This is a genomic window from Pseudomonas antarctica, assembly GCF_900624995.1.
Lineage (GTDB): Bacteria > Pseudomonadota > Gammaproteobacteria > Pseudomonadales > Pseudomonadaceae > Aquipseudomonas > Aquipseudomonas antarctica.
On the sequence record NZ_UYXQ01000025.1, the window covers coordinates 40,479 to 59,950 of the forward strand.

Sequence of the window (19,472 nt, forward strand, 5' to 3'; positions counted from 1 at the left end):
GATTGCTCCGAACCTCATGCCTATTCGTCCGACAGTGCCCCAGGTTTGGATTTATGTGCCCTCAGACCTGCGATGATGTTCTTATCCCTTTTTCGCGAAGTTTTTTGCCATGTTGTTGACCCGCCATCTCGACGCCAACGCCACGCTGGTGGCCTTGATAAAAGGGCTTACGCCCCGCGACGGTTTTTCCCCGACCCACCTGCCGGGTGTGAAGGTCCTGCGCGCCAGTTGCGACGTGGCGCGTGGGCCGCAGATCTATGAGCCGAGTCTGATGATCGTCGCCCAGGGCAGCAAAGTCGCGTACCTGGGCCCGCGTACGCTGGAGTATGGCGCTGGGCATTACCTGATCCAGGCGATGCCGGTGCCGTTTGAATGCGAGACTTTTGCCCTGCCGAATGCGCCGCTGTATGGCGTGACGGTGGGCATCGACCGTGTGGTGCTGGGCGAGTTGGTCATGGCCATGGGTATTCAGGCAGGGCCGCCGCCGACCGCGCAGACCCTGGAGTCGATGAGTTCGGTGGTGTTGGATGACGCCATGCGCGGTTGCGTCGAGCGGCTGTTGCAGTGCCTGCACGATCCGCTGGAAAGCCGGATCATGGGCCCGGCGCGGGTGCGCGAGTTATTGTTCGCCGCCTTGCGTGGGCCGCAGGCCGATGTGCTACGCGCATTGGTGGAGCAGCAGGGGCAGTTTTCACGGATCGCCACGTCGTTGAATCACCTGCATGCCCATTACGCCGAGCCGCTGAATATCGAGACGCTGGCGAGTTATGCGCACATGAGTGCGTCGACCTTTCATGAGCATTTCAAGCGCTGCACGTTGTTGTCGCCGGTGCAGTATCTGAAGCGTTTGCGCTTGCTCAAGGCGCAGCAGTTGCTGCTGGTGGACGGTTTGAGCGTGGCGCAGTCGGCGCACAGCGTGGGGTATCAGAGCACGTCGCAGTTCAGTCGCGAATATAAGCGCTACTTCCTGCGCAATCCCGGGGATGAGCGGGCGGCCTAATTCCTCCAGGCTTCCACATTTGATCGGGTCGACTGGTAGTTATCGGCCACAAAAAAGGCTCCCGTCCGGGAGCCTTCTGTTCAAGCCGATGACTTACATGTTCGGGTAAGTCGGCCCACCCGCACCTTCCGGCGTCACCCAGGTGATGTTCTGCGAAGGGTCCTTGATGTCGCAGGTCTTGCAGTGCACGCAGTTCTGGGCGTTGATCTGGAAGCGCTTCTCGCCGTCTTCCTTTGTAATCACTTCATACACGCCAGCCGGGCAGTAGCGCTGCGCCGGTTCGTCGTAGAGCGGCAGGTTGGTGCCGATCGGGATGCTTGGGTCTTTCAACTTCAAGTGGCACGGCTGTTCTTCTTCGTGGTTGGTACCGGAGATGAACACCGAACTGAGCTTGTCGAAGCTCAGCTTGCCGTCGGGTTTGGGGTAGTCGATCTTCGTGCTGTCCTTGGCGAGCTTCAGGCAGGCGTAGTCCGGCTTGGTGTCGTGCAAGGTGAGCGGCATTTTGCCGCCGAGGATGTTCTGGTCGAACCAGTTGAAGCCCGCGCCGATGATCGGGCCGAACTTGTGCATCGCCGGGCCGAAGTTGCGGCTGGCGAACAGCTCTTCGTAGAGCCAGCTGGCTTTGAAGCTGTCGACGTAGTTGGTCAACTCGTCGCCGCCTTCGGATTCGGCAAACAGACGCTCGGCCACGGCGTCAGCCGCGAGCATGCCTGATTTCATCGCGGTGTGGCTGCCTTTGATTTTGGCCACGTTCATGGTGCCCAGGTCGCAGCCGATCAAGGCGCCGCCTTTGAAGACCATCTTCGGCAACGAGTTGATACCGCCTTTGGCCAGGGCACGCGCGCCGTAGCTGATACGCTTGCCGCCTTCCAGGTACTGGGCCAGCACCGGGTGATGCTTGAGGCGCTGGAACTCATCGAACGGCGACAGGAAGGTGTTGCTGTAGGACAGATCGACTATCAGGCCCACGACCACTTGGTTGTTTTCCAGGTGATAAAGGAAAGAGCCACCGGTGTTCTCGTTGCTCATGATGTCCAGCGGCCAACCGGCGGTGTGTACCACCAGGCCTGGCTGATGCTTGGCCGGGTCGATTTCCCAGATTTCCTTCAGGCCGATGCCGTAGTGCTGGGCGTCGGCGTCGCTGTCCAGGTTGAAGCGCTGGATCAGTTGCTTGCCGATGTGGCCACGGCACCCTTCGGCGAACAGCGTGTACTTGCCGCGCAGTTCCATGCCAGGGGTGTACACGCCTTCTTTTGGATGGCCTTCACGGTCGACGCCGAGGTCGCCGGTGATGATCCCGCGCACCACGCCGTTTTCGTCGAACAGCGCTTCTTGAGCCGCGAAGCCTGGGTAGACTTCCACGCCCAGGTTTTCAGCCTGCTGGGCCAGCCAGCGGCACAGGTTGCCCAGCGAGATAATGTAGTTGCCTTCGTTGTGCATGGTCTTGGGCACAAAGAAGTCGGGAACCTTGGTGGAGGTGTCGGCGCTGCGCAGTACATAGATGTCATCGCGCACCACGGGGGTGTTGAGCGGGGCGCCGAGTGCTTTCCAGTCCGGGAACAGTTCGTTCAGGGCGCGTGGTTCAAACACGGCACCGGAGAGAATGTGCGCACCGACTTCGGAGCCTTTCTCGACCACGCAGACGCTGATTTCTTTACCGGCTTCGGCGGCCTTCTGCTTCAGTCGGCAGGCGGCAGACAGGCCTGCCGGGCCAGCGCCGACGATGACCACGTCGAATTCCATGTATTCGCGTTCCACAGGCTATCTCCTACTCAAGGCTCAACAGGCTTTTTTTCTAATGGGTGGAGGTTCGGTGTCGTGTTCGTCATCGCTGCATTCGCGGCAGAGTTGACCCACCTTTCTCTCTAGGTGGCGCATTATATCTACACCACTGTCAGCGTCCAATACAAACGTTTGTTTGAATTGCCCGCAGGCTAGGTAAATCAAAGAGACGCGGCTTATGACTGGCTATTTTGGCGTATTGACCAGAATAGGTGTTCCGGTCAATATACGGTCGGTTTTGCGCATACCGTAGGCATACCGCAGGTTTCAAGAGCACGTCCAAAAGCAAGACAGGTGACGCGCGCCCAAGCGATGGCGCGCAGTTTACACGCTGCGATAAAGAATGACCTCTCAGTCACCCCTGACGAACGGTCATCATTTCCCTATCGCTGTGTCATCCGCCGAGGTTTTTGGAGGTGCCCTTGTGTGCCGATGAGCATCAACCGCCAGGTTCGCCTAGGCGACTTTCTTTTCACCGGAGAGTAACGAGGAATCCATGAAGGTTCTTGTAGCTGTCAAACGCGTTGTCGATTACAACGTGAAAGTTCGCGTCAAAGCGGACAATTCCGGCGTCGACCTCGCTAACGTCAAGATGTCGATGAACCCTTTCTGCGAAATCGCTGTGGAAGAAGCCGTACGCCTGAAAGAGAAAGGCGTGGCGACTGAAATCGTCGTGGTTTCCATCGGCCCTGCCACTGCTCAAGAGCAGTTGCGTACTGCCCTGGCACTGGGCGCCGACCGCGCTATCCTGGTTGAGTCGGCTGAAGAGCTGACCTCCCTGGCCGTGGCCAAGCTGCTCAAAGCCGTTGTCGACAAGGAACAGCCTCAGTTGGTGATCCTCGGCAAACAAGCGATCGACAGCGACAACAACCAGACTGGCCAGATGCTGGCTGCGCTGACCGGTTACGGCCAGGGCACCTTCGCCTCCAAAGTCGAAGTGAGCGGCGACAGCGTAGCTGTGACCCGTGAAATCGACGGCGGCGCACAAACAGTTTCGCTGAAACTGCCGGCCATTGTGACCACCGACCTGCGTTTGAACGAGCCGCGCTACGCGTCCCTGCCAAACATCATGAAAGCCAAGAAGAAACCGCTTGAGTCGGTTACTCCAGAAGCTTTGGGCGTTTCCACCGCCTCCACCAACAAGACCGTCAAGGTTGAAGCACCGGCTGCACGCAGCGCGGGCATCAAGGTCAAGTCGGTGGCTGAACTGGTCGAGAAACTGAAAAACGAAGCGAAGGTAATCTAATCATGACTATCTTGGTAATCGCAGAACACGACAACACGGTGCTGGCCCCGGCCACGCTGAACACCGTGGCTGCCGCAGCGAAAATCGGTGGCGACATTCACCTGCTGGTAGCCGGTCAAGGCGCTGGCGCCGTGGCTGAAGCCGCGGCGAAAATCGCGGGCGTGAGCAAAGTACTGTTAGCCGACAACGCCGCCTACGCTCACCAACTGCCGGAAAACGTGGCTCCGCTGGTAGCAGAGCTGGGCGCTGGTTACAGCCACATCCTGGCCGCTGCCACCTCCAACGGCAAAAACATCCTGCCACGCGTTGCTGCGCAGCTGGACGTTGACCAGATCTCCGAGATCATCTCGGTTGAAAGTGCCGACACCTTCAAGCGCCCGATCTACGCTGGTAACGCCATTGCCACCGTGCAATCGACTGCTGCCGTCAAAGTCATCACCGTGCGTGCCACCGGTTTCGATCCGGTTGCTGCTGAAGGTGGTTCGGCTGCCGTTGAAGCCGTCTGCGCTGCCCACGACGCTGGCACTTCCAGCTTTGTTGGCGAAGAGCTGGCCAAGTCGGACCGTCCTGAGCTGACCGCTGCCAAGATCGTCGTATCCGGCGGTCGTGGCATGCAGAACGGTGACAACTTCAAGCACCTGTACGCCCTGGCCGACAAGCTGGGCGCGGCGGTCGGCGCTTCCCGCGCGGCCGTCGACGCAGGTTTCGTACCCAACGACATGCAGGTCGGCCAGACCGGCAAAATCGTTGCGCCACAGCTGTACATCGCCGTCGGTATCTCCGGCGCGATCCAGCACTTGGCCGGTATGAAAGACTCCAAAGTGATCGTTGCGATCAACAAGGACGAAGAAGCACCGATCTTCCAGGTGGCTGATTACGGCCTGGTTGCGGACCTGTTCGAAGCCGTACCAGAGCTTTCGAAGCTGGTCTAATCCAGCGGCTTCACTTATAAAGAGCCCGGTCTTTGGACCGGGCTTTTTTTTGCGCCTTTTTTAACCTGGAGAAACCGCCATGGATCTGCGTCCCGTATTGCTAGCCCTGTCGCTACTGCCGAGCCTGACGCTGGCCGCCGGCAAATGTGAGCGCCTGGTGATCACCGGCAGCCCGGACGCACCGCCCTTGCTATGGCGCGACCCGCAAGACCCGACCCACCTGATCGGCGCCACCGCTGATGTATTGCAACAAGTGGCCAAGGACCTCGGGCTTAAACTTGACCTGCTCTACGGCGGCAAACGCTCCCAGGCCCTGGATGAAGTGCGCAGCGGGCGCATGGACATCCTCGCCGATGCGCCGCTGAACGTGGGCGAACTGGAAACCCTCGACTACATCCACCCGGCGCTGGTGCAGCTCGACTATCTGGTCTGGACACGCAAGGATTCGGCGCTGGTCTACACCACGGCCGCCGACCTGCACGGCCACAAGGGCGCGGTCTCGGAACGTGCACGCTTGAGTGCCGACTTCGAAGCATTCGCCGGCCAGCAACTGAGCCTGCAACGCCTGCCCAGCCTTACGCCCGCCTTCCAGAAACTGTTGCTGGGTGACGTGGACTACGTCCTCGCCGGGCGTTACTCCGGCATGGCCATGGCCCAGACCTTGGGCATGAGCAATGACCTGGTCGCGCGCGAAGACCCCGTTGATCAGCCCGGTCTGTACCTGGCGATTTCACACAACTCCGCCTGCAATGATCCGTGGCTGCGCGGACAGTTAGCCAAAAAGATGACAGAATTGGCCGCGTCCGGTGTGGTGCAAGCGGCAACGCAACGCAACCTCGAGCGCTGGAAGGCGCAATTGCAGCAACCCGTCGGCACCCCAGCAAAGTAAGGATCTACAGTGACTATTCGACCTCTTTTCGCGGCCCTCGCCGTTGTCGCTTTGGCGGGATGTGCAGCCGATCCTGCGCCGAATGAACAAATACGCCTCACTCAGCAAGCCTTGGAACAGGCCAGCGCCGTGGGTGCCAGCACCGATGATTCGCCAGAGCTGAAACTGGCCGAAGACAAGTTCGCCAGGGCCAAGGCCAATATGGCCGACGAATCCTATAAACGCGCGCGCATGCGGGCCGAACAAGCCGAGCTGGACGCGCGCCTCGCCGAAGCCAAGATTCTGACCCAGAAAAGCCAGGAGCAACTGAACGTGCTCAACACCCGCATCACCCGCCTGCGCAAGCAATTGCAGTTGGGAGAGGCCCAATGAGCCCGATGATCCGTGGTTTGAGCTGTGTGTTGCTGCTCAGTAGCGCCGCCCTGGGTGGTTGCGCCGGCCAGGCCAATAGTGAGCAGGCGTTGCAACAGGCCGGCAATGACTTCCAGACGGTCAAGGAAGACGCCAACGTGTTGCGCTTCGCGCCCAAGGATGTGATTCGCGCCGGTGAATCCCTGGCCCGCGCCGATCGCTTGTCCGGCTATTGGGGCAGCGGCGCCGACGTGGTGCATTACGCTTACCTGAGCCAGCGCTACAGCGCGATCGCTCGCGAACACACCGAACAGGGGCTCAATGCCGAGCGCGGCACCAAGCTCGAACTGGAACGCCAACGCCTGCAACTGGCCCTGCGTGAAAACAAGCTGGCCAGTGTGCAGCAGCAGGGCAAGTGGCTTGAAGAGCAAATCGCCAGCCTGACCACCACCCAGACCAATCGCGGCCTGGTGATGACATTGGGCGACGTGCTGTTCGACACCGGTGAGGCAGAGCTGGAAAACTCGGCCAACCGCACCGTGCTGAAGATCGTGCAGTTCCTGCAGTTGAACCCCAAGCGCGTGGTGCGTATCGAGGGCTATACCGACAACACCGGTGGCGAGCAGGAAAACCTCAAACTGTCCCGCGACCGTGCGCAATCGGTGGCCGACGTACTGATGGACCTGGGCATCGACGAAAAACGTATTCAGGTCGAGGGCTATGGCGACCAGTATCCGGTCGAAGCCAACGCCTCCGAACGTGGCCGTGCGCAGAACCGTCGGGTGGAAATTGTGTTCTCCGATGAGAAGGGCCAACTGGGCGCCGCGCGCTAAGACCCGGCACGGTCTTGTGTGGGAGCTGGCTTGCCTGCGATAGCATCACCTCGCTCAGCCAGATACACCGAGGTGCCCGCATCGCAGGCAAGCCAGCTCCTACCTAAAGCAAACCCGATCGCTGATCGGGTTTTTCATGTTAAACACCCCTACAGTTTTTTCTATCACTGCCGCTCGTGCTCGACTATTCTCGCAACTGTCCCCGTACACTTCTAAACTGTGCCGGTATGTTTCACACAAAAATAAAATACCCGTGAAATCGAGTGCTGCGTCATGACCAATCTGTTGCTCTACCAACGTATCGCCCAGCAACTGGCTGAGGACATCCGCCGTGGTGTCTATCAGCCCGGTGAGCGCGTACCCTCGGTGCGCAAAATGAGTGCCCAGCTCAACGTCAGCCACGCCACGGTGTTGCAGGCCTACGCCAACCTGGAGGACCAGGGCCTGATCCGGGCTCGGCCGCAGTCGGGCTATTACGTGCACCAGACGCCTGCGTTGACGGCGCCAACGCCGGACATCGCACGGGTCGAGCGCCCTGGGTTGGTCACCCGCAGCAGTATCATCCAGCAAGTATTGGTCGAGTCGCGCCGCGAAGGCGTGTTCCCGTTAGGCGCAGCCGTGCCGAGTGTCGATTACTTGCCGGTACGCGCATTGCACCAGCAGTTGGCCAAGGTCACGCGCTTCCAGAGCCCACGTGCATTCAGTTACATGTTCAGCCCCGGTTTTGAGCCGCTGCGTCGCCAAGTGGCGATTCGCATGCGCGATGCCGGCGTGGTGGTGGACCCGTCCGAAGTGGTGATCACTCACGGCTGTGTCGATGCGTTGCAGAGGTCGTTGCGCGTGCTGACCCGCCCGGGCGACTTGATCGCCGCCGAATCCCCCACCTATTACGGCTTGCTGCAGTTGGCCGACTTGCTGGGCCTCAAAGTTATCGAGATCCCCAGCGACCCGTCCACCGGCATGAGCCTTGAGGCCCTGCAACTGGCCGCCAACCAATGGTCGATCAAGGCGTTGGTGCTGACTACGCGCCTGAGCAATCCCCTGGGCGCGACCATGCCCGAGGAGCGCCAGAAACAGTTGCTGCGTCTGGCCTCGGATTTCGATATCCAGATTGTCGAGGACGATATCTACGGCGAACTGATGTTCGAACTGGGCCGCACCAAGGCCCTGAAAGCCTATGACCGTCTGGACCGGGTGATCTACTGCTCAAGCTTTTCCAAGACCTTGTCCCCCGGCGTACGCATCGGCTGGATGATCGCCGGCAAGTACCAACAGGAACTCCAGCGGCTGCAGATGTTCAGCACCCACTCGGCCTGCAGCGTCACCCAGATGGGCGTTGCGGCGTACCTGGAAAACGGCGGTTATGACCGGCACCTGCGCTACATTCGCCAGGAATATCGCAAGAACCTCAGCGCCTTCCAGCTGGCGGTGCAGCAGTATTTCCCGGAGGGCACGCAAATGACCCGCCCGAACGGTGGCTTTATCTTGTGGGTCAGTTTGCCTGGTCGGGTCAACACCCAGGAACTGCACGTGCGCGCACTGCAACAGGGCATCAGCATCGCACCGGGGGTAATCTTCAGTAACACGGAACAGTTCAACCACTGTATTCGCCTCAACTGCGGCACGCCGTGGAACCGCGAGGCAGAGCGGGCACTGATGACGTTGGGAATGCTGGCAAGCCAGTTGTGCCAGGAAACCGCAGCCGGCTTTTGAAGTGGGCAAAGGGGACAGCGACGATAGCGGGCTAATCATCAGACTTGTCATGCCGTGCACAACAAGCGAGCATATGGCCCTCTGCCGTTAACGCTGTTGGCAATATGACTTCTACTTTTCGTGCTGCTGTGGTGATTGGACTGTTGAGCCTGTGTAACGTCGGCACCGTGCTGGCGGCTCAGCCCGTGACGCAAGCCAAGCCCGCTGCCAGCGTCGAACAGAAGGCACCTGCAAAAAAACACACACCCGCTAAGAAAGCCCCGGCAGCCAAGAAGAAAGCCGCTGCGGTTAAAAAGCGCGCCCCGATTGCGAGCAAGTCCAAATCGGCTCATGAAGTGGCACAAACCAAGCTGCCACCGGCAAAGTTGGATCTGTCCCTACCGTCGGAAATGGTCAGGCACTTGCAGCCCATCGGCACCATGCCCCAACCCAAGAGTGTGCCGCTGCTGCCGCCTATGTTTGATGAAAAGCCCTCCGACAACAGCGCCTTCCAGATCAACGGCCGCTTGCTCAGCAATGAAATGAAGCTGCAACTGCGCAACGAAGAGCGGCGCGATATCGAAGGTGCCGCGCTGGATTTCGAATTCAAGCAATAATTTTTCCCGCAAAGGTGACGTCGTCCGCCGACCATCTGTCGCAGACTGGTCAGTCACTTTTGTTTTGTGCGAAAAACCCCTGTTGGACCATTTTAAAACGGCTGTTTAAGGGCGTACCCTAGCCCGGCCATCCATTGAGTTGTCGAGGACCTGCTGGTCATGAAATGCCGTGAAGGCTGTGGCGCATGCTGCATTGCCCCCTCCATCAGCTCACCGTTGCCGGGTATGCCCCATGGCAAACCGGCGGGCGAACGCTGCCTGCACCTGTCGGTCGAACAGCTATGCCTGCTGTTTGGTCAACCGGAACGCCCAGCGGTGTGCAGTGATTTCAAGGCAGATCTGGATGTCTGTGGCAACGACCAGGCCGATGCGATCCGGTTGATCGGCTGGTGGGAGCAGATGACGGCGGCTTGATGGGCTTTACTATCGGAACTTACTTTCAGAACGTCGACAATAAGGAATACAACAATGGGTTCGCTGAAACGAATGGCTGTGCTGTGCGGTTTTACGGTGTTGTTTGCTGCCACTGCCCAGGCTGAGGATTGGCAAGTCGCCAAGGACGAAGACGGTATCAAGGTGTCCCTGAGCGAAATTGCCGGTTCCAAATACAAGGCGTATCGCGGTGTCACCTTGATCAAGGCACCCGTTGCCAAGATCCTGGCCCTGCAGGAAGACGTGGCCGGTGCCTGCTCCTGGATCCACGAATGCAAATCGCAAAAACTGCTCAAGACCGAAGGCGACAAGAGCTGGACCTACACCCAGTTCAAGGCCCCGTTCCCGGTGAGCGACCGTGATTCGATCCTCGAAATCACCACCTCCAAGGCCGCCGATGGCAGCGTGACGCGCAAGCTGCTGGAAGTACCGACCTATCAGCCGCAAGTGAAAGGCTACGTACGCGTCGCCCAAGTGGATGGCTACTGGAAGTTGGTGCCAAAAGGCGATAACCAGACCGAAGTGACCTACCAGGTGCACACCGAGCCAGGCGGCAGCGTGCCATCCTGGCTGGCCAACAAGTTTGTGGTGGACGCGCCGTTTAACACCTTGAAAGCCTTGAAAGAACACGCTGAAAAATAAGCGCAGTTAATCCGGTGCCTCCGGACATGAGTGGAACGTTTGCCGAGCCCTCAAGGTCCAGATAGTTGTAAGCCCACACACGGGTTTTATCGAGGAGGCACCGATGCAAAAGTGGCAGATTACCTTCGTTGATGATCACGGCGTAAAGTCCGTAGAGCAGTTTAACTGCGACCAGAAGCCCAGCCTCGAAGATGCGGCGCACATGATTCGCAACAAGCTGGTGCCCGTGGCCGCCGAACTTGACCTCAATGACCTGGAAGGCCGCAAACCCGAGCCTACGGTCAAGATTCTGAAAGACCAGAACAGCATTCAAATCCTCGACATATCGCCTGCCGCCTGAACATCCCCTGTATGCCTTTCAAGCGCCTCTGGTGGAGGTGATAGCTTCGCGCTACTCTGCAAGGGAGATCAGCGAATGAATCGCTAAGGTCTGGTCTTGTCAGCTACATGCTTGTTTTCCCACGGTGTCGTTAATGCCGTAGCACCGGCGCCAGCAGGGCGCGGTCTTCGGGAAGCACGGAAAGTCTATCCATCAGTTTGAGGAGGACGTTTCATGAGCACAGCCTATCAAGAAGACATCAGCACCAACGTACTGCGCCGCATGAAAGAGGGCGGCTTTGACTTCTCACGTTTTCACCCCATTGAGTTCTACGCCATATTCCCGGATGAGGAACGGGCGCGCAGGGCTGCGGGTCGATTTCGTGGTGAATCCCTGAATGCCCAGGTCAGCGCGCGCGATGATGGCGCCTGGTACCTGGAACTGAGCAAAATCATGTTCGCAACCTACGACGGCATAGGAGACTTCGAGCAAGACTTTGAAGCGGTGGTCGAGCCTTTGGGTGGGATCATCGAGGGATGGGGCGTCAAGCAGGAGGTGCGTGGGTTACCCATGTAGTGTCATGAAAAACGCAGCGTATCGGCTGACCTTTGGGTCGGCCGATTTTGTTTGTGCCGTCTGAAATTTCCCAAGTGGACAAGTTACTTTTCTTGCACCAAAAAAAAGCCACCCAAAGAGGGTGGCCTAAAGGGAAGAGCGGTTCGCTGAAACCTCAGGACACATCCTGTTCAGCTGATGGGGGGGATTATCCGCAGCGGCGGGCGGGCAGTGAAATCAACTCTGACTATGCTGTTGATAGTCAAAGCCCGCATTGCGATGAAGCGCGGGACGCGACAGCGGGCATTCTGCGCACCAGGACGGTGCGATCAGATTTCGGCGTTTATTCAACTTACTGATTTTTAAGTGTTTATGCCGATGGCGCGGGCCTTGCGATGGTTCTAACGCCCGGGTGACAAGGAGTACGGCATGACCCGCACTTATTACGATGAAATGTACGACGGGGCAGGGCAGGTCCGCCCCCACTACCGCGAGTTCGCCCGGTGGTTGGCCGAAACCCCAACTGAACTGCTGGCGCAGCGCCGGCGCGAAGCCGATTTGCTGTTCCACCGCGCCGGCATCACTTTCACCCTTTATGGCGATGAGCAGGGCACCGAGCGCCTGATCCCTTTTGACACCATCCCACGCAGTATTCCGGCGAGTGAGTGGCGGATCGTTGAACGCGGCTGCATCCAACGGGTCAAGGCGCTGAACATGTTTCTCGCCGACCTGTACCACGAACAACGCATCATCAAGGCCGGGATAATCCCCGCCGAACAGGTGCTGGCCAACGAGCAGTACCAGTTGGCCATGCAGGGCCTGGACCTGCACCGCGATCTTTATTCCCACATCTCAGGCGTCGACCTCGTACGCGATGGCGACGGCACCTACTACGTGCTGGAAGACAACCTGCGTACGCCGAGCGGCGTCAGCTACATGCTCGAAGACCGCAAGATGATGATGCGCCTGTTCCCCGAACTGTTCGCCGCGCAGCGCATCGCGCCCATCGACCACTACCCCAACCTGCTGCTCGACACGCTGAAAAGCTCAAGCCCCTTGGATAACCCCAGCGTGGTGGTGCTGACGCCGGGGCGCTTCAACAGCGCGTTTTTCGAGCATGCCTTCCTGGCCCGCGAAATGGGCGTTGAATTGGTGGAAGGCGCCGACCTGTTTGTGCGCGATGACCGTGTGTTCATGCGCACCACCGACGGCCCCAAGGCGGTCGATGTGATCTACCGTCGCCTCGACGACGCGTTCCTCGACCCGCTGGCCTTCAACCCGGACTCCATGCTCGGTGTGCCCGGCCTGCTGGCGGCGTATCGCTCGGGCAATGTGGTACTGGCGAACGCGATTGGCACCGGGGTGGCGGATGACAAATCGGTGTACCCCTTCGTCACCGAGATGATCCGTTTTTACCTGGATGAAGAGCCTATCCTGAAGAACGTTCCTACGTTTCAGTGTCGTAAGCCCGATGAATTGTCACACGTGCTGGCCAACCTGCCGGATTTGGTGGTCAAGGAAACTCAAGGTTCCGGCGGCTACGGCATGCTGGTCGGGCCCGCGTCTACCCAGGCGGAAATCGAAGCCTTCCGTGCCCGCATCAAAGCCAAGCCCCACGCGTATATCGCTCAGCCGACCCTGTGTTTATCCACGTGCCCAACCTTCGTCGAAAATGGTATCGCACCGCGCCATATCGACCTGCGGCCGTTCGTGTTGTCCGGCAAGGAAACCCGTGTGGTGCCCGGCGGCTTGACCCGCGTGGCTCTGCGCGAAGGCTCGTTGGTGGTCAACTCGTCGCAGGGCGGCGGCACCAAAGACACTTGGGTGGTCGAGGACTGATGCCATGTTAAGTAGAACTGCCTCGGATTTGTACTGGATGTCGCGCTACCTGGAACGCGCTGAAAACCTCGCGCGCATGCTCGATGTCAGCTATTCGCTGTCGCTGATGCCGCAGGATGGGCGTGGTGATGGCCTGCATGAATTGGCCATGCCGCTGTTGATCACCGGCACCTTGGAGGATTACCACGAACGCCACGGCGAATTGCATGCCGAGCGCCTGTTGCACTTTTTCGCGCTGGACGCGGCCAACCCGGCCAGCATCTACAGTTGCCTCGGTGCCGCGCGGGCCAGCGCCCACGCGGTGCGTGGGCGAATCACCGCCGACATGTGGGAAAATATCAACGCCACTTGGCTGGATATTCGCGATATTGCCCAGCAGGGGCTGAGTCGCTACGGCATGAGCCGGTTCTGCGAGTGGGTCAAGGAACGGTCGCACCTGTTCCGTGGTGCCACCTACGGCACCATCATGCGTAACGATGCTTTTCGTTTTATTCGCCTGGGTACCTTTATCGAGCGCGCCGACAACACCCTGCGCCTGCTCGACGCCCGCTACGAAATGGCTGGCGACCAAGCCGCCGCCGTCACTGACGGCACGGCCCACGCCTACTATCAGTGGAGCGCCTTGCTGCGTGCCTTGTCGTCGTTCGAGGCTTACACCGAGATCTACCGCGACGCGCCGGGTGCCCGGCAAGTGGCGGAATTGCTGCTGTTACGCGCTGACGTGCCGCGTTCGCTGCGCGCCTGCAGCGAAGAGATCGACCAGATCCTCGCCAGCCTGCCCGGCCTCAACGGTCGCCCGGCCCAACGCCTGGCCGCCGAGATGGACGCACGGCTGCGCTTTACTGCTATTGATGAAATCCTTGAGGAAGGCCTGCACGTCTGGCTGACCGACTTTATCCCCTTGGTGCGCCAACTGGGCGACGCCATCTACAGTGCCTACCTGGAGGCCGCATGAGACTCTCCATCAGCCACGAAACCACCTACCACTACGAAGACCCAGTGCGCGCGAGCATCCAGTACCTGCGCCTCACACCCCACGACAGCGAACGCCAGCACGTGCTCAGTTGGCAGCTGGATTTGCCACGCCCGGTGCGTGCCCAGGTCGACCCGTTTGGCAATATCCTGCATGTGCTGACCTTGGACGACCCCCACGACGCCATCATCATCGGCGCCCGTGGCCAGGTGGATATCGATGAGTTGCGCGAGGCCGAACACGAGAGCCAGTCGGCGTTCCCATTTCTGCGCAGTACGCGCCTGACTGAGCCCGATGAGGCCTTGCGCCTGTTCGCTGACCAGCATTGCCATCAACGTCGCGACCGCAGCGCGTTGATCGACCTGATGCACGCCCTCAACCAGTCGATGGTCTACACGCCCGGCGCCACCGACGTCGACACCTGCGCCGCCCAAGCCTTCGCGGGGCGTGCGGGCGTGTGCCAGGACCACACCCATGCGTTTCTGGCCTGTGCACGCAGCTTGGGCATTCCTGCGCGGTATGTGTCGGGGTATTTGTACACTGAGGACAGCACTCACCTGGCCAGCCACGCCTGGGCCGAAGCCTGGCTGGATGACGCGTGGTACAGCTTTGATGTGACCAACCAATTGGCGCGGCCCGAGCGGCATTTGAAATTGGCCGTAGGCCTGGATTACCTCGACGCCTGCCCGGTACGCGGCATGCGCCGTGGCGGCGGGCACGAGCAGATGCACGCCAAGGTGTTTGTGGCGCCGACGCCGGTGCTTTCGGTGCAGCAGCAATAACCGTCTTTACCGGCGAACTAGATCAAGGGGGGAGCTGGCTTGCCTGCGATAGCGGCCTGTCAGTTAACCCATTTGTAGCTGACCCACCGCCATCGCAGGCAAGCCAGCTTCCACAGTAAGCGGTGGTGTTTTCAGAACGTTTGCAAGGCTCACGGCTGCTGTTTACGTCCCGCCATATGCTTCAAATACGCCACCAGCAAGTCCAGCTCGCCATCCGGCAACACACTGGCAGCAAACGCCGGCATCTTTGCCTGTGGCCAATGCCGCATGCTTTGCGGGTCGCGGATATAACGCTTGAGGAAGTCCCCGCTGAAATACTCCGTAGGGTTGTAGGGAATATTCAGGTCCGGCCCTACCTGCGCATCGCCGGCACCATTGAGTCGGTGGCACGCCAGGCAGTTCTTCTGGAACAGCGCAAAGCCCCTGTTGACCGGGTCATTCGCGGCCAGTTTCGGGTCAGGTAACAAGGCTGGAAAACGCTCGGCCACTGTCTTCAATTGCTTGATCCCGGCTATCTGGAACGGCCACTGCTCAGGGCTGATAGGGCCAGCCTGCGGGTCAGTCCACACCAGATAAAACGGTCCGGCACTCGGTTTACCCGCCGCCAACGCAGGCCATGGGTGGGCGGGGTCTTCCACTGCCAGCCAGGCACGGGCGCCGTGGTTTTCCAACAGCGGTGCAGCCGTCAGCTCGGCGGCGAAACCATCCAGGGCCACGGCTTGCAAATGATTGTCCGGCTTCACGCCTGGAAGCAAGGACGCCAACGGCACCGCCCGATAAGTCATGTTGCGCTTGTAGGAAACATCATCAACGACCTGCACCGTTTGAACATCCGGGTGCGTGAGCAGGTCGGCGGTCTGCCACGTTTTGCGGGTGTGATCCAGTTCGATAGTTAATTGCGCAGCCCAAGTGGGTAAGGCAAACATCAGGGCGAGGGCGGCGAGGATTGATTTCAAGGACAGGGCCCGGTGGGAAGTGGTGATGTGGCCCACGATACCGCAAATCTGCATGCAAAAAGACAGCCCCTGCAACAGGACCGCTATAGGCAATGTCCCGGCAGGTGCTGCCAAAAGCTGCAGTCCTGGTGCAATGAGTGCTCTGAATGTGAGGCTCGCGTCGTCACCCAATAACCTTGGTTAAATTGGGTAGGATCAGAATCAGTGTGGTGGCGAACAGAATAAGTCCCGCCTGACGTACTTTCGAATGCTTGAACATGGCTGAATGCCTTTTGTTGTTATTCCTGAGCGTCAAATGCGTGCCGGTTTTTCTTCAGTCTCGCAACGTGACGTGTCGCTTTTCTTACGGCTGCTCCAGCAAAACCCGGCAGCAGCTTCTTACTGATTGAACCTTAGAGCCCTCGTTCTTCGCGGCTTAGACTCATTTCGTATCAGCTAAACAGCATTTCTACTTAAAAAAGCATGAGGCATATCGCCATATTGGCGCCAATGCCTTGGCTAGACCGCTAAAACGATTAACCCGAGGTATCCCATAGCACCCTACCGTTCGTCCGAGCGTGAGGGTCAAAAGCAATGAGCGCATCGGTCATTGAAACCGTGTCAATCGGGCCTAAGGTAGGGGCACACACGCACAGCGTTCGAGGATGTCATGACCCAAGCTTTGATCTTTGATGCGATACGCACGCCCCGCGGCAAGGGCAAGGCCGACGGCGCCCTGCACAGCGTCAAACCGGTAAACCTGGTGGCAGGCCTGCTCACCGCTCTGGCACAGCGCAGCGACCTTGATACGCACCAGGTGGATGACATCGTCCTCGGTTGCGTGACCCCAGTGGGCGACCAGGGCGCCGACATCGCCAAGACCGCCGCGCTGGTGGCGGACTGGGACATCAGCGTCGCCGGCGTACAGATCAACCGCTTCTGTGCCTCAGGCCTGGAAGCAGTGAACCTCGGCGCAATGAAAGTGCGCTCCGGCTTTGAAGACCTCGTGGTGGTCGGCGGCGTCGAATCCATGTCGCGCGTGCCGATGGGCAGCGATGGCGGCGCCTGGGTGCTCGATCCGTACACCAATATGCACAGCCACTTCACACCCCAAGGCATCGGCGCGGATTTGATCGCGACCCTGGAAGGTTTCACCCGCCAGGACGTCGACGCCTTCGCCCTGCATTCCCAGCAGAAAGCCGCCAGGGCCAGCGCGGACGGTTCCTTCAACAAGTCGCTGATTGCGGTGCACGACCAGAACGGCATCGTACTGTTGGACCATGATGAATTCATCCGTGGCGACTCCACCCTCGAAGGCCTCGGCAAGCTCAAGCCAAGCTTTGAAATGATGGGGCAGATGGGCTTCGACGCGACGGCGTTGCGGGTCTACAGCCATGTGGAACGCATCAACCACGTGCACACGCCGGGCAATAGCTCCGGCATTGTCGACGGCGCGGCGCTGATGTTGATCGGCTCCGAGGCCAAAGGCCGCGAGCTGGGCCTTAAACCACGGGCAAGGATTGTCGCCACCGCGGTCACCAGCACCGACCCGACCATCATGCTCACCGGCCCGGCACCGGCCACGCGCAAAGCCTTGGCCAAGGCCGGTTTGCGTGTGGAAGACATCGACCTGTTCGAAGTCAACGAGGCGTTTGCCTCAGTCGTCCTCAAGTTCATCAAGGACATGGGAATCGACGCCGCACGGGTCAACGTCAACGGCGGCTCCATCGCCATGGGCCACCCGCTGGGCGCCACGGGCTGCGCGATCCTCGGCACCCTGCTCGACGAACTGCAAGTGCGCCAGCAGCGCTATGGCCTGGCCACTCTGTGTGTCGGCGGTGGCATGGGCATCGCCACCATCATCGAACGCCTCTGAGCCCAAGGAACCTGTCATGACCGAAGCCATTCGTTACGAAAAAGGCCAGGACCAGATCGTGGTACTGACCCTCGACATGCCCGGCCAGAGCGCCAACACCATGAACGGCGTGTACCGCGAGGCCATGGCGGCCTCTTTGGCGCGCCTGGAAGCGGAAAAGGATGACATCGCCGGTGTGGTGATCACCTCGGCCAAAAAGACCTTTTTTGCCGGCGGCGACCTCAATGAATTGATCAAAGTCGATAAGGCCCACGCAAACGTTTTCTACGACAGCGTGTTAGTGCTGAAGGCGCAATTGCGCCGCCTGGAAACCCTCGGCAAGCCGGTGGTGGCCGCGATTAATGGCGCGGCACTCGGTGGCGGCTGGGAAATTTGCCTGGCCTGCCATTACCGCGTCGCGTTGGACGACAAGTCGACACAGCTTGGCTTGCCGGAGGTCACCCTAGGGCTGTTGCCGGGCGGTGGCGGAGTAGTGCGTATGGTGCGCATGCTGGGGCTGGAAAAGGCCTTGCCGTATTTGCTGGAAGGCAAAAAAGTGCGGCCGCAGCAGGCGTTGCAGGCGGGGTTGATCAATGAGCTTGCGGCAAATCGCGATGAGCTGCTGGCGAAATCTCGCGCTTGGATTCTGGCCAATCCTGACGCTAAACAACCGTGGGACAACAAGGCCTATCAGATCCCCGGCGGCACGCCCTCAAACCCAAAAGTGGCGCAGATGCTGGCGATTGCACCGTCGATTTTGCGCAGCAAAACCTCTGGCTGCTTCCCGGCCCCGGAGAAAATTCTCTGCGCCGCCGTGGAAGGCGCCCAAGTGGATTTCGACACCGCGCACCTGATCGAAACCCGCTACTTCACCGAACTTGTCACCGGGCAGGTGGCGAAAAACATGATCGGCACGTTCTGGTTTCAGCTCAATGAGATCAACGCCGGCAGCTCACGGCCACACGGCTTTACGCCGTACGTCACACGCAAAGTCGGTGTGCTCGGCGCGGGGATGATGGGCGCGGGCATCGCCTATGTCAGTGCCTGCGCGGGCATTGAAGTCGTGCTCAAAGACGTGACCCTGGCGGCGGCCGAAAAGGGCAAGGCGCACTCGGCCACGCTGCTGGACAAGAAGGTCAGTCGTGGGCAACTGACCGCCGAACAGCGCGAAAGCACCTTGGCGCGGATTCTTCCTACGGCCTCTGATGCTGACCTGGCGGGCTGCGATCTGATCATTGAGGCTGTTTATGAGGATCGTGAACTCAAGGCCACAGTCTCGGCTGCCGCGCAAAGCGTGGTCGGTGCTGACGCAGTAATCGCCTCCAATACCTCGACTTTGCCCATCAGCGGTCTGGCCCGCGCCGTGCCCGATCAAGGCGCGTTCATCGGCCTGCATTTCTTCAGCCCGGTCGACAAGATGCCGCTGGTGGAAATCATCAAGGGCGCCCACACCCGCGACGAAACCCTGGCCCGAGGTTTTGATTTCGTACTGCAAATCAAGAAAACCCCGATCGTGGTCAACGACAGTCGCGGCTTCTTTACCTCGCGGGTGTTCGGTACCTTCACCAACGAAGGTATCGCCATGCTTGGCGAAGGCGTGGCCGCGCCGATGATCGAAACCGAAGCGCGCAAGGCCGGCATGCCGGTCGGACCGTTGGCGGTATCCGATGAAGTGTCGCTCAGCTTAATGAGCCACATCCGAAAGCAAACGGCAAAGGATCTACAGGACGAAGGCAAGGCGCTGCCGACGCATCCGGCCACAGCGGTGATCGAGTTGTTGGTGAATGAATACAACCGC

19 protein-coding genes are annotated in these 19,472 nt (G+C 59.7%); 17 read left to right on the plus strand and 2 right to left on the minus strand.

Going from position 1 to position 19,472, the window contains the following annotated elements; genetic code table 11:
- Window positions 1-109: 109 nt before the first annotated feature.
- Window positions 110-1,000, plus strand: coding sequence for an AraC family transcriptional regulator (locus tag E0F99_RS15425; protein WP_083357223.1), 891 nt, complete (start codon window positions 110-112; stop codon window positions 998-1,000).
- Between the two features lie 93 nt (window positions 1,001-1,093).
- Here the strand turns inward: E0F99_RS15425 and E0F99_RS15430 are convergent, their stop codons facing one another.
- Window positions 1,094-2,758 (minus strand): electron transfer flavoprotein-ubiquinone oxidoreductase, encoded by a 1,665-nt coding sequence (locus tag E0F99_RS15430; protein WP_083357224.1) that lies wholly within the window; start codon window positions 2,756-2,758, stop codon window positions 1,094-1,096.
- A gap of 520 nt (window positions 2,759-3,278) precedes the next feature.
- Here E0F99_RS15430 and E0F99_RS15435 point away from each other — a divergent pair.
- From E0F99_RS15435 to E0F99_RS15500, 14 genes are all read left to right on the plus strand, one after another.
- Window positions 3,279-4,028, plus strand: a complete 750-nt coding sequence (locus E0F99_RS15435) for an electron transfer flavoprotein subunit beta/FixA family protein (protein WP_025857810.1) — start codon at window positions 3,279-3,281, stop codon at window positions 4,026-4,028.
- A 2-nt stretch (window positions 4,029-4,030) separates the two neighbouring features.
- Window positions 4,031-4,960 carry an electron transfer flavoprotein subunit alpha/FixB family protein gene (locus E0F99_RS15440; protein WP_083357225.1) on the plus strand — a complete coding sequence of 310 codons (930 nt, stop codon included), beginning with the start codon at window positions 4,031-4,033 and terminating at the stop codon, window positions 4,958-4,960.
- A 79-nt stretch (window positions 4,961-5,039) separates the two neighbouring features.
- Window positions 5,040-5,849: a substrate-binding periplasmic protein gene (locus E0F99_RS15445; RefSeq protein WP_083357226.1), complete on the plus strand. Its 810-nt coding sequence runs from the start codon at window positions 5,040-5,042 to the stop codon at window positions 5,847-5,849.
- A 9-nt stretch (window positions 5,850-5,858) separates the two neighbouring features.
- A complete protein-coding gene (locus E0F99_RS15450; protein WP_083357227.1) occupies window positions 5,859-6,221 on the plus strand; it encodes a DUF4398 domain-containing protein in 363 nt (120 codons plus the stop codon).
- On the plus strand, window positions 6,218-7,033 hold the full coding sequence (locus E0F99_RS15455) for an OmpA family protein (RefSeq protein ID WP_083357228.1): 816 nt from the start codon (window positions 6,218-6,220) through the stop codon (window positions 7,031-7,033). Before E0F99_RS15450 ends, E0F99_RS15455 begins: the two co-directional genes overlap by 4 nt.
- Before the next feature lie 273 nt (window positions 7,034-7,306).
- Window positions 7,307-8,746: an aminotransferase-like domain-containing protein gene (locus E0F99_RS15460; RefSeq protein ID WP_130908813.1), complete on the plus strand. Its 1,440-nt coding sequence runs from the start codon at window positions 7,307-7,309 to the stop codon at window positions 8,744-8,746.
- 104 nt (window positions 8,747-8,850) lie between these two features.
- Window positions 8,851-9,342, plus strand: a complete 492-nt coding sequence (locus tag E0F99_RS15465) for a translation initiation factor 2 (protein WP_083357230.1) — start codon at window positions 8,851-8,853, stop codon at window positions 9,340-9,342.
- A 159-nt stretch (window positions 9,343-9,501) separates the two neighbouring features.
- On the plus strand, window positions 9,502-9,756 hold the full coding sequence (locus tag E0F99_RS15470) for a YkgJ family cysteine cluster protein (protein WP_083357231.1): 255 nt from the start codon (window positions 9,502-9,504) through the stop codon (window positions 9,754-9,756).
- 54 nt (window positions 9,757-9,810) lie between these two features.
- Entirely contained in the window at window positions 9,811-10,416 is a 606-nt protein-coding gene (locus tag E0F99_RS15475) for an START domain-containing protein (RefSeq protein WP_083357232.1), read from the plus strand.
- A 103-nt stretch (window positions 10,417-10,519) separates the two neighbouring features.
- Window positions 10,520-10,756 (plus strand): hypothetical protein, encoded by a 237-nt coding sequence (locus E0F99_RS15480; RefSeq protein ID WP_083357233.1) that lies wholly within the window; start codon window positions 10,520-10,522, stop codon window positions 10,754-10,756.
- Between the two features lie 213 nt (window positions 10,757-10,969).
- Window positions 10,970-11,311 (plus strand): ribonuclease E inhibitor RraB, encoded by a 342-nt coding sequence (locus E0F99_RS15485; protein WP_003193463.1) that lies wholly within the window; start codon window positions 10,970-10,972, stop codon window positions 11,309-11,311.
- Window positions 11,312-11,719: 408 nt separating this feature from the next.
- A complete protein-coding gene (locus E0F99_RS15490; protein ID WP_083357234.1) occupies window positions 11,720-13,129 on the plus strand; it encodes a circularly permuted type 2 ATP-grasp protein in 1,410 nt (469 codons plus the stop codon).
- Window positions 13,130-13,133: 4 nt separating this feature from the next.
- A complete protein-coding gene (locus E0F99_RS15495) occupies window positions 13,134-14,084 on the plus strand; it encodes an alpha-E domain-containing protein (protein ID WP_083357235.1) in 951 nt (316 codons plus the stop codon).
- Window positions 14,081-14,884, plus strand: coding sequence for a transglutaminase family protein (locus E0F99_RS15500; RefSeq protein WP_083357236.1), 804 nt, complete (start codon window positions 14,081-14,083; stop codon window positions 14,882-14,884). The genes E0F99_RS15495 and E0F99_RS15500 overlap by 4 nt, the downstream gene beginning before the upstream one ends.
- Before the next feature lie 149 nt (window positions 14,885-15,033).
- On the opposite strand, the gene E0F99_RS15505 is transcribed toward E0F99_RS15500, so the two are convergent.
- Complete coding sequence (locus E0F99_RS15505) at window positions 15,034-15,840, minus strand: c-type cytochrome (protein ID WP_083360376.1); 807 nt, start codon at window positions 15,838-15,840, stop codon at window positions 15,034-15,036.
- 649 nt (window positions 15,841-16,489) lie between these two features.
- Between E0F99_RS15505 and E0F99_RS15510 the strand changes: the two genes are divergently transcribed.
- Together E0F99_RS15510 and E0F99_RS15515 are read left to right on the plus strand one after the other, a co-directional pair.
- Window positions 16,490-17,695 (plus strand): acetyl-CoA C-acetyltransferase, encoded by a 1,206-nt coding sequence (locus tag E0F99_RS15510; protein ID WP_083357237.1) that lies wholly within the window; start codon window positions 16,490-16,492, stop codon window positions 17,693-17,695.
- Window positions 17,696-17,711: 16 nt separating this feature from the next.
- Window positions 17,712-19,472, plus strand: a 1,761-nt coding sequence (locus E0F99_RS15515) for a 3-hydroxyacyl-CoA dehydrogenase NAD-binding domain-containing protein (protein ID WP_130908814.1), incomplete at its 3' end; no start/stop codon positions are given.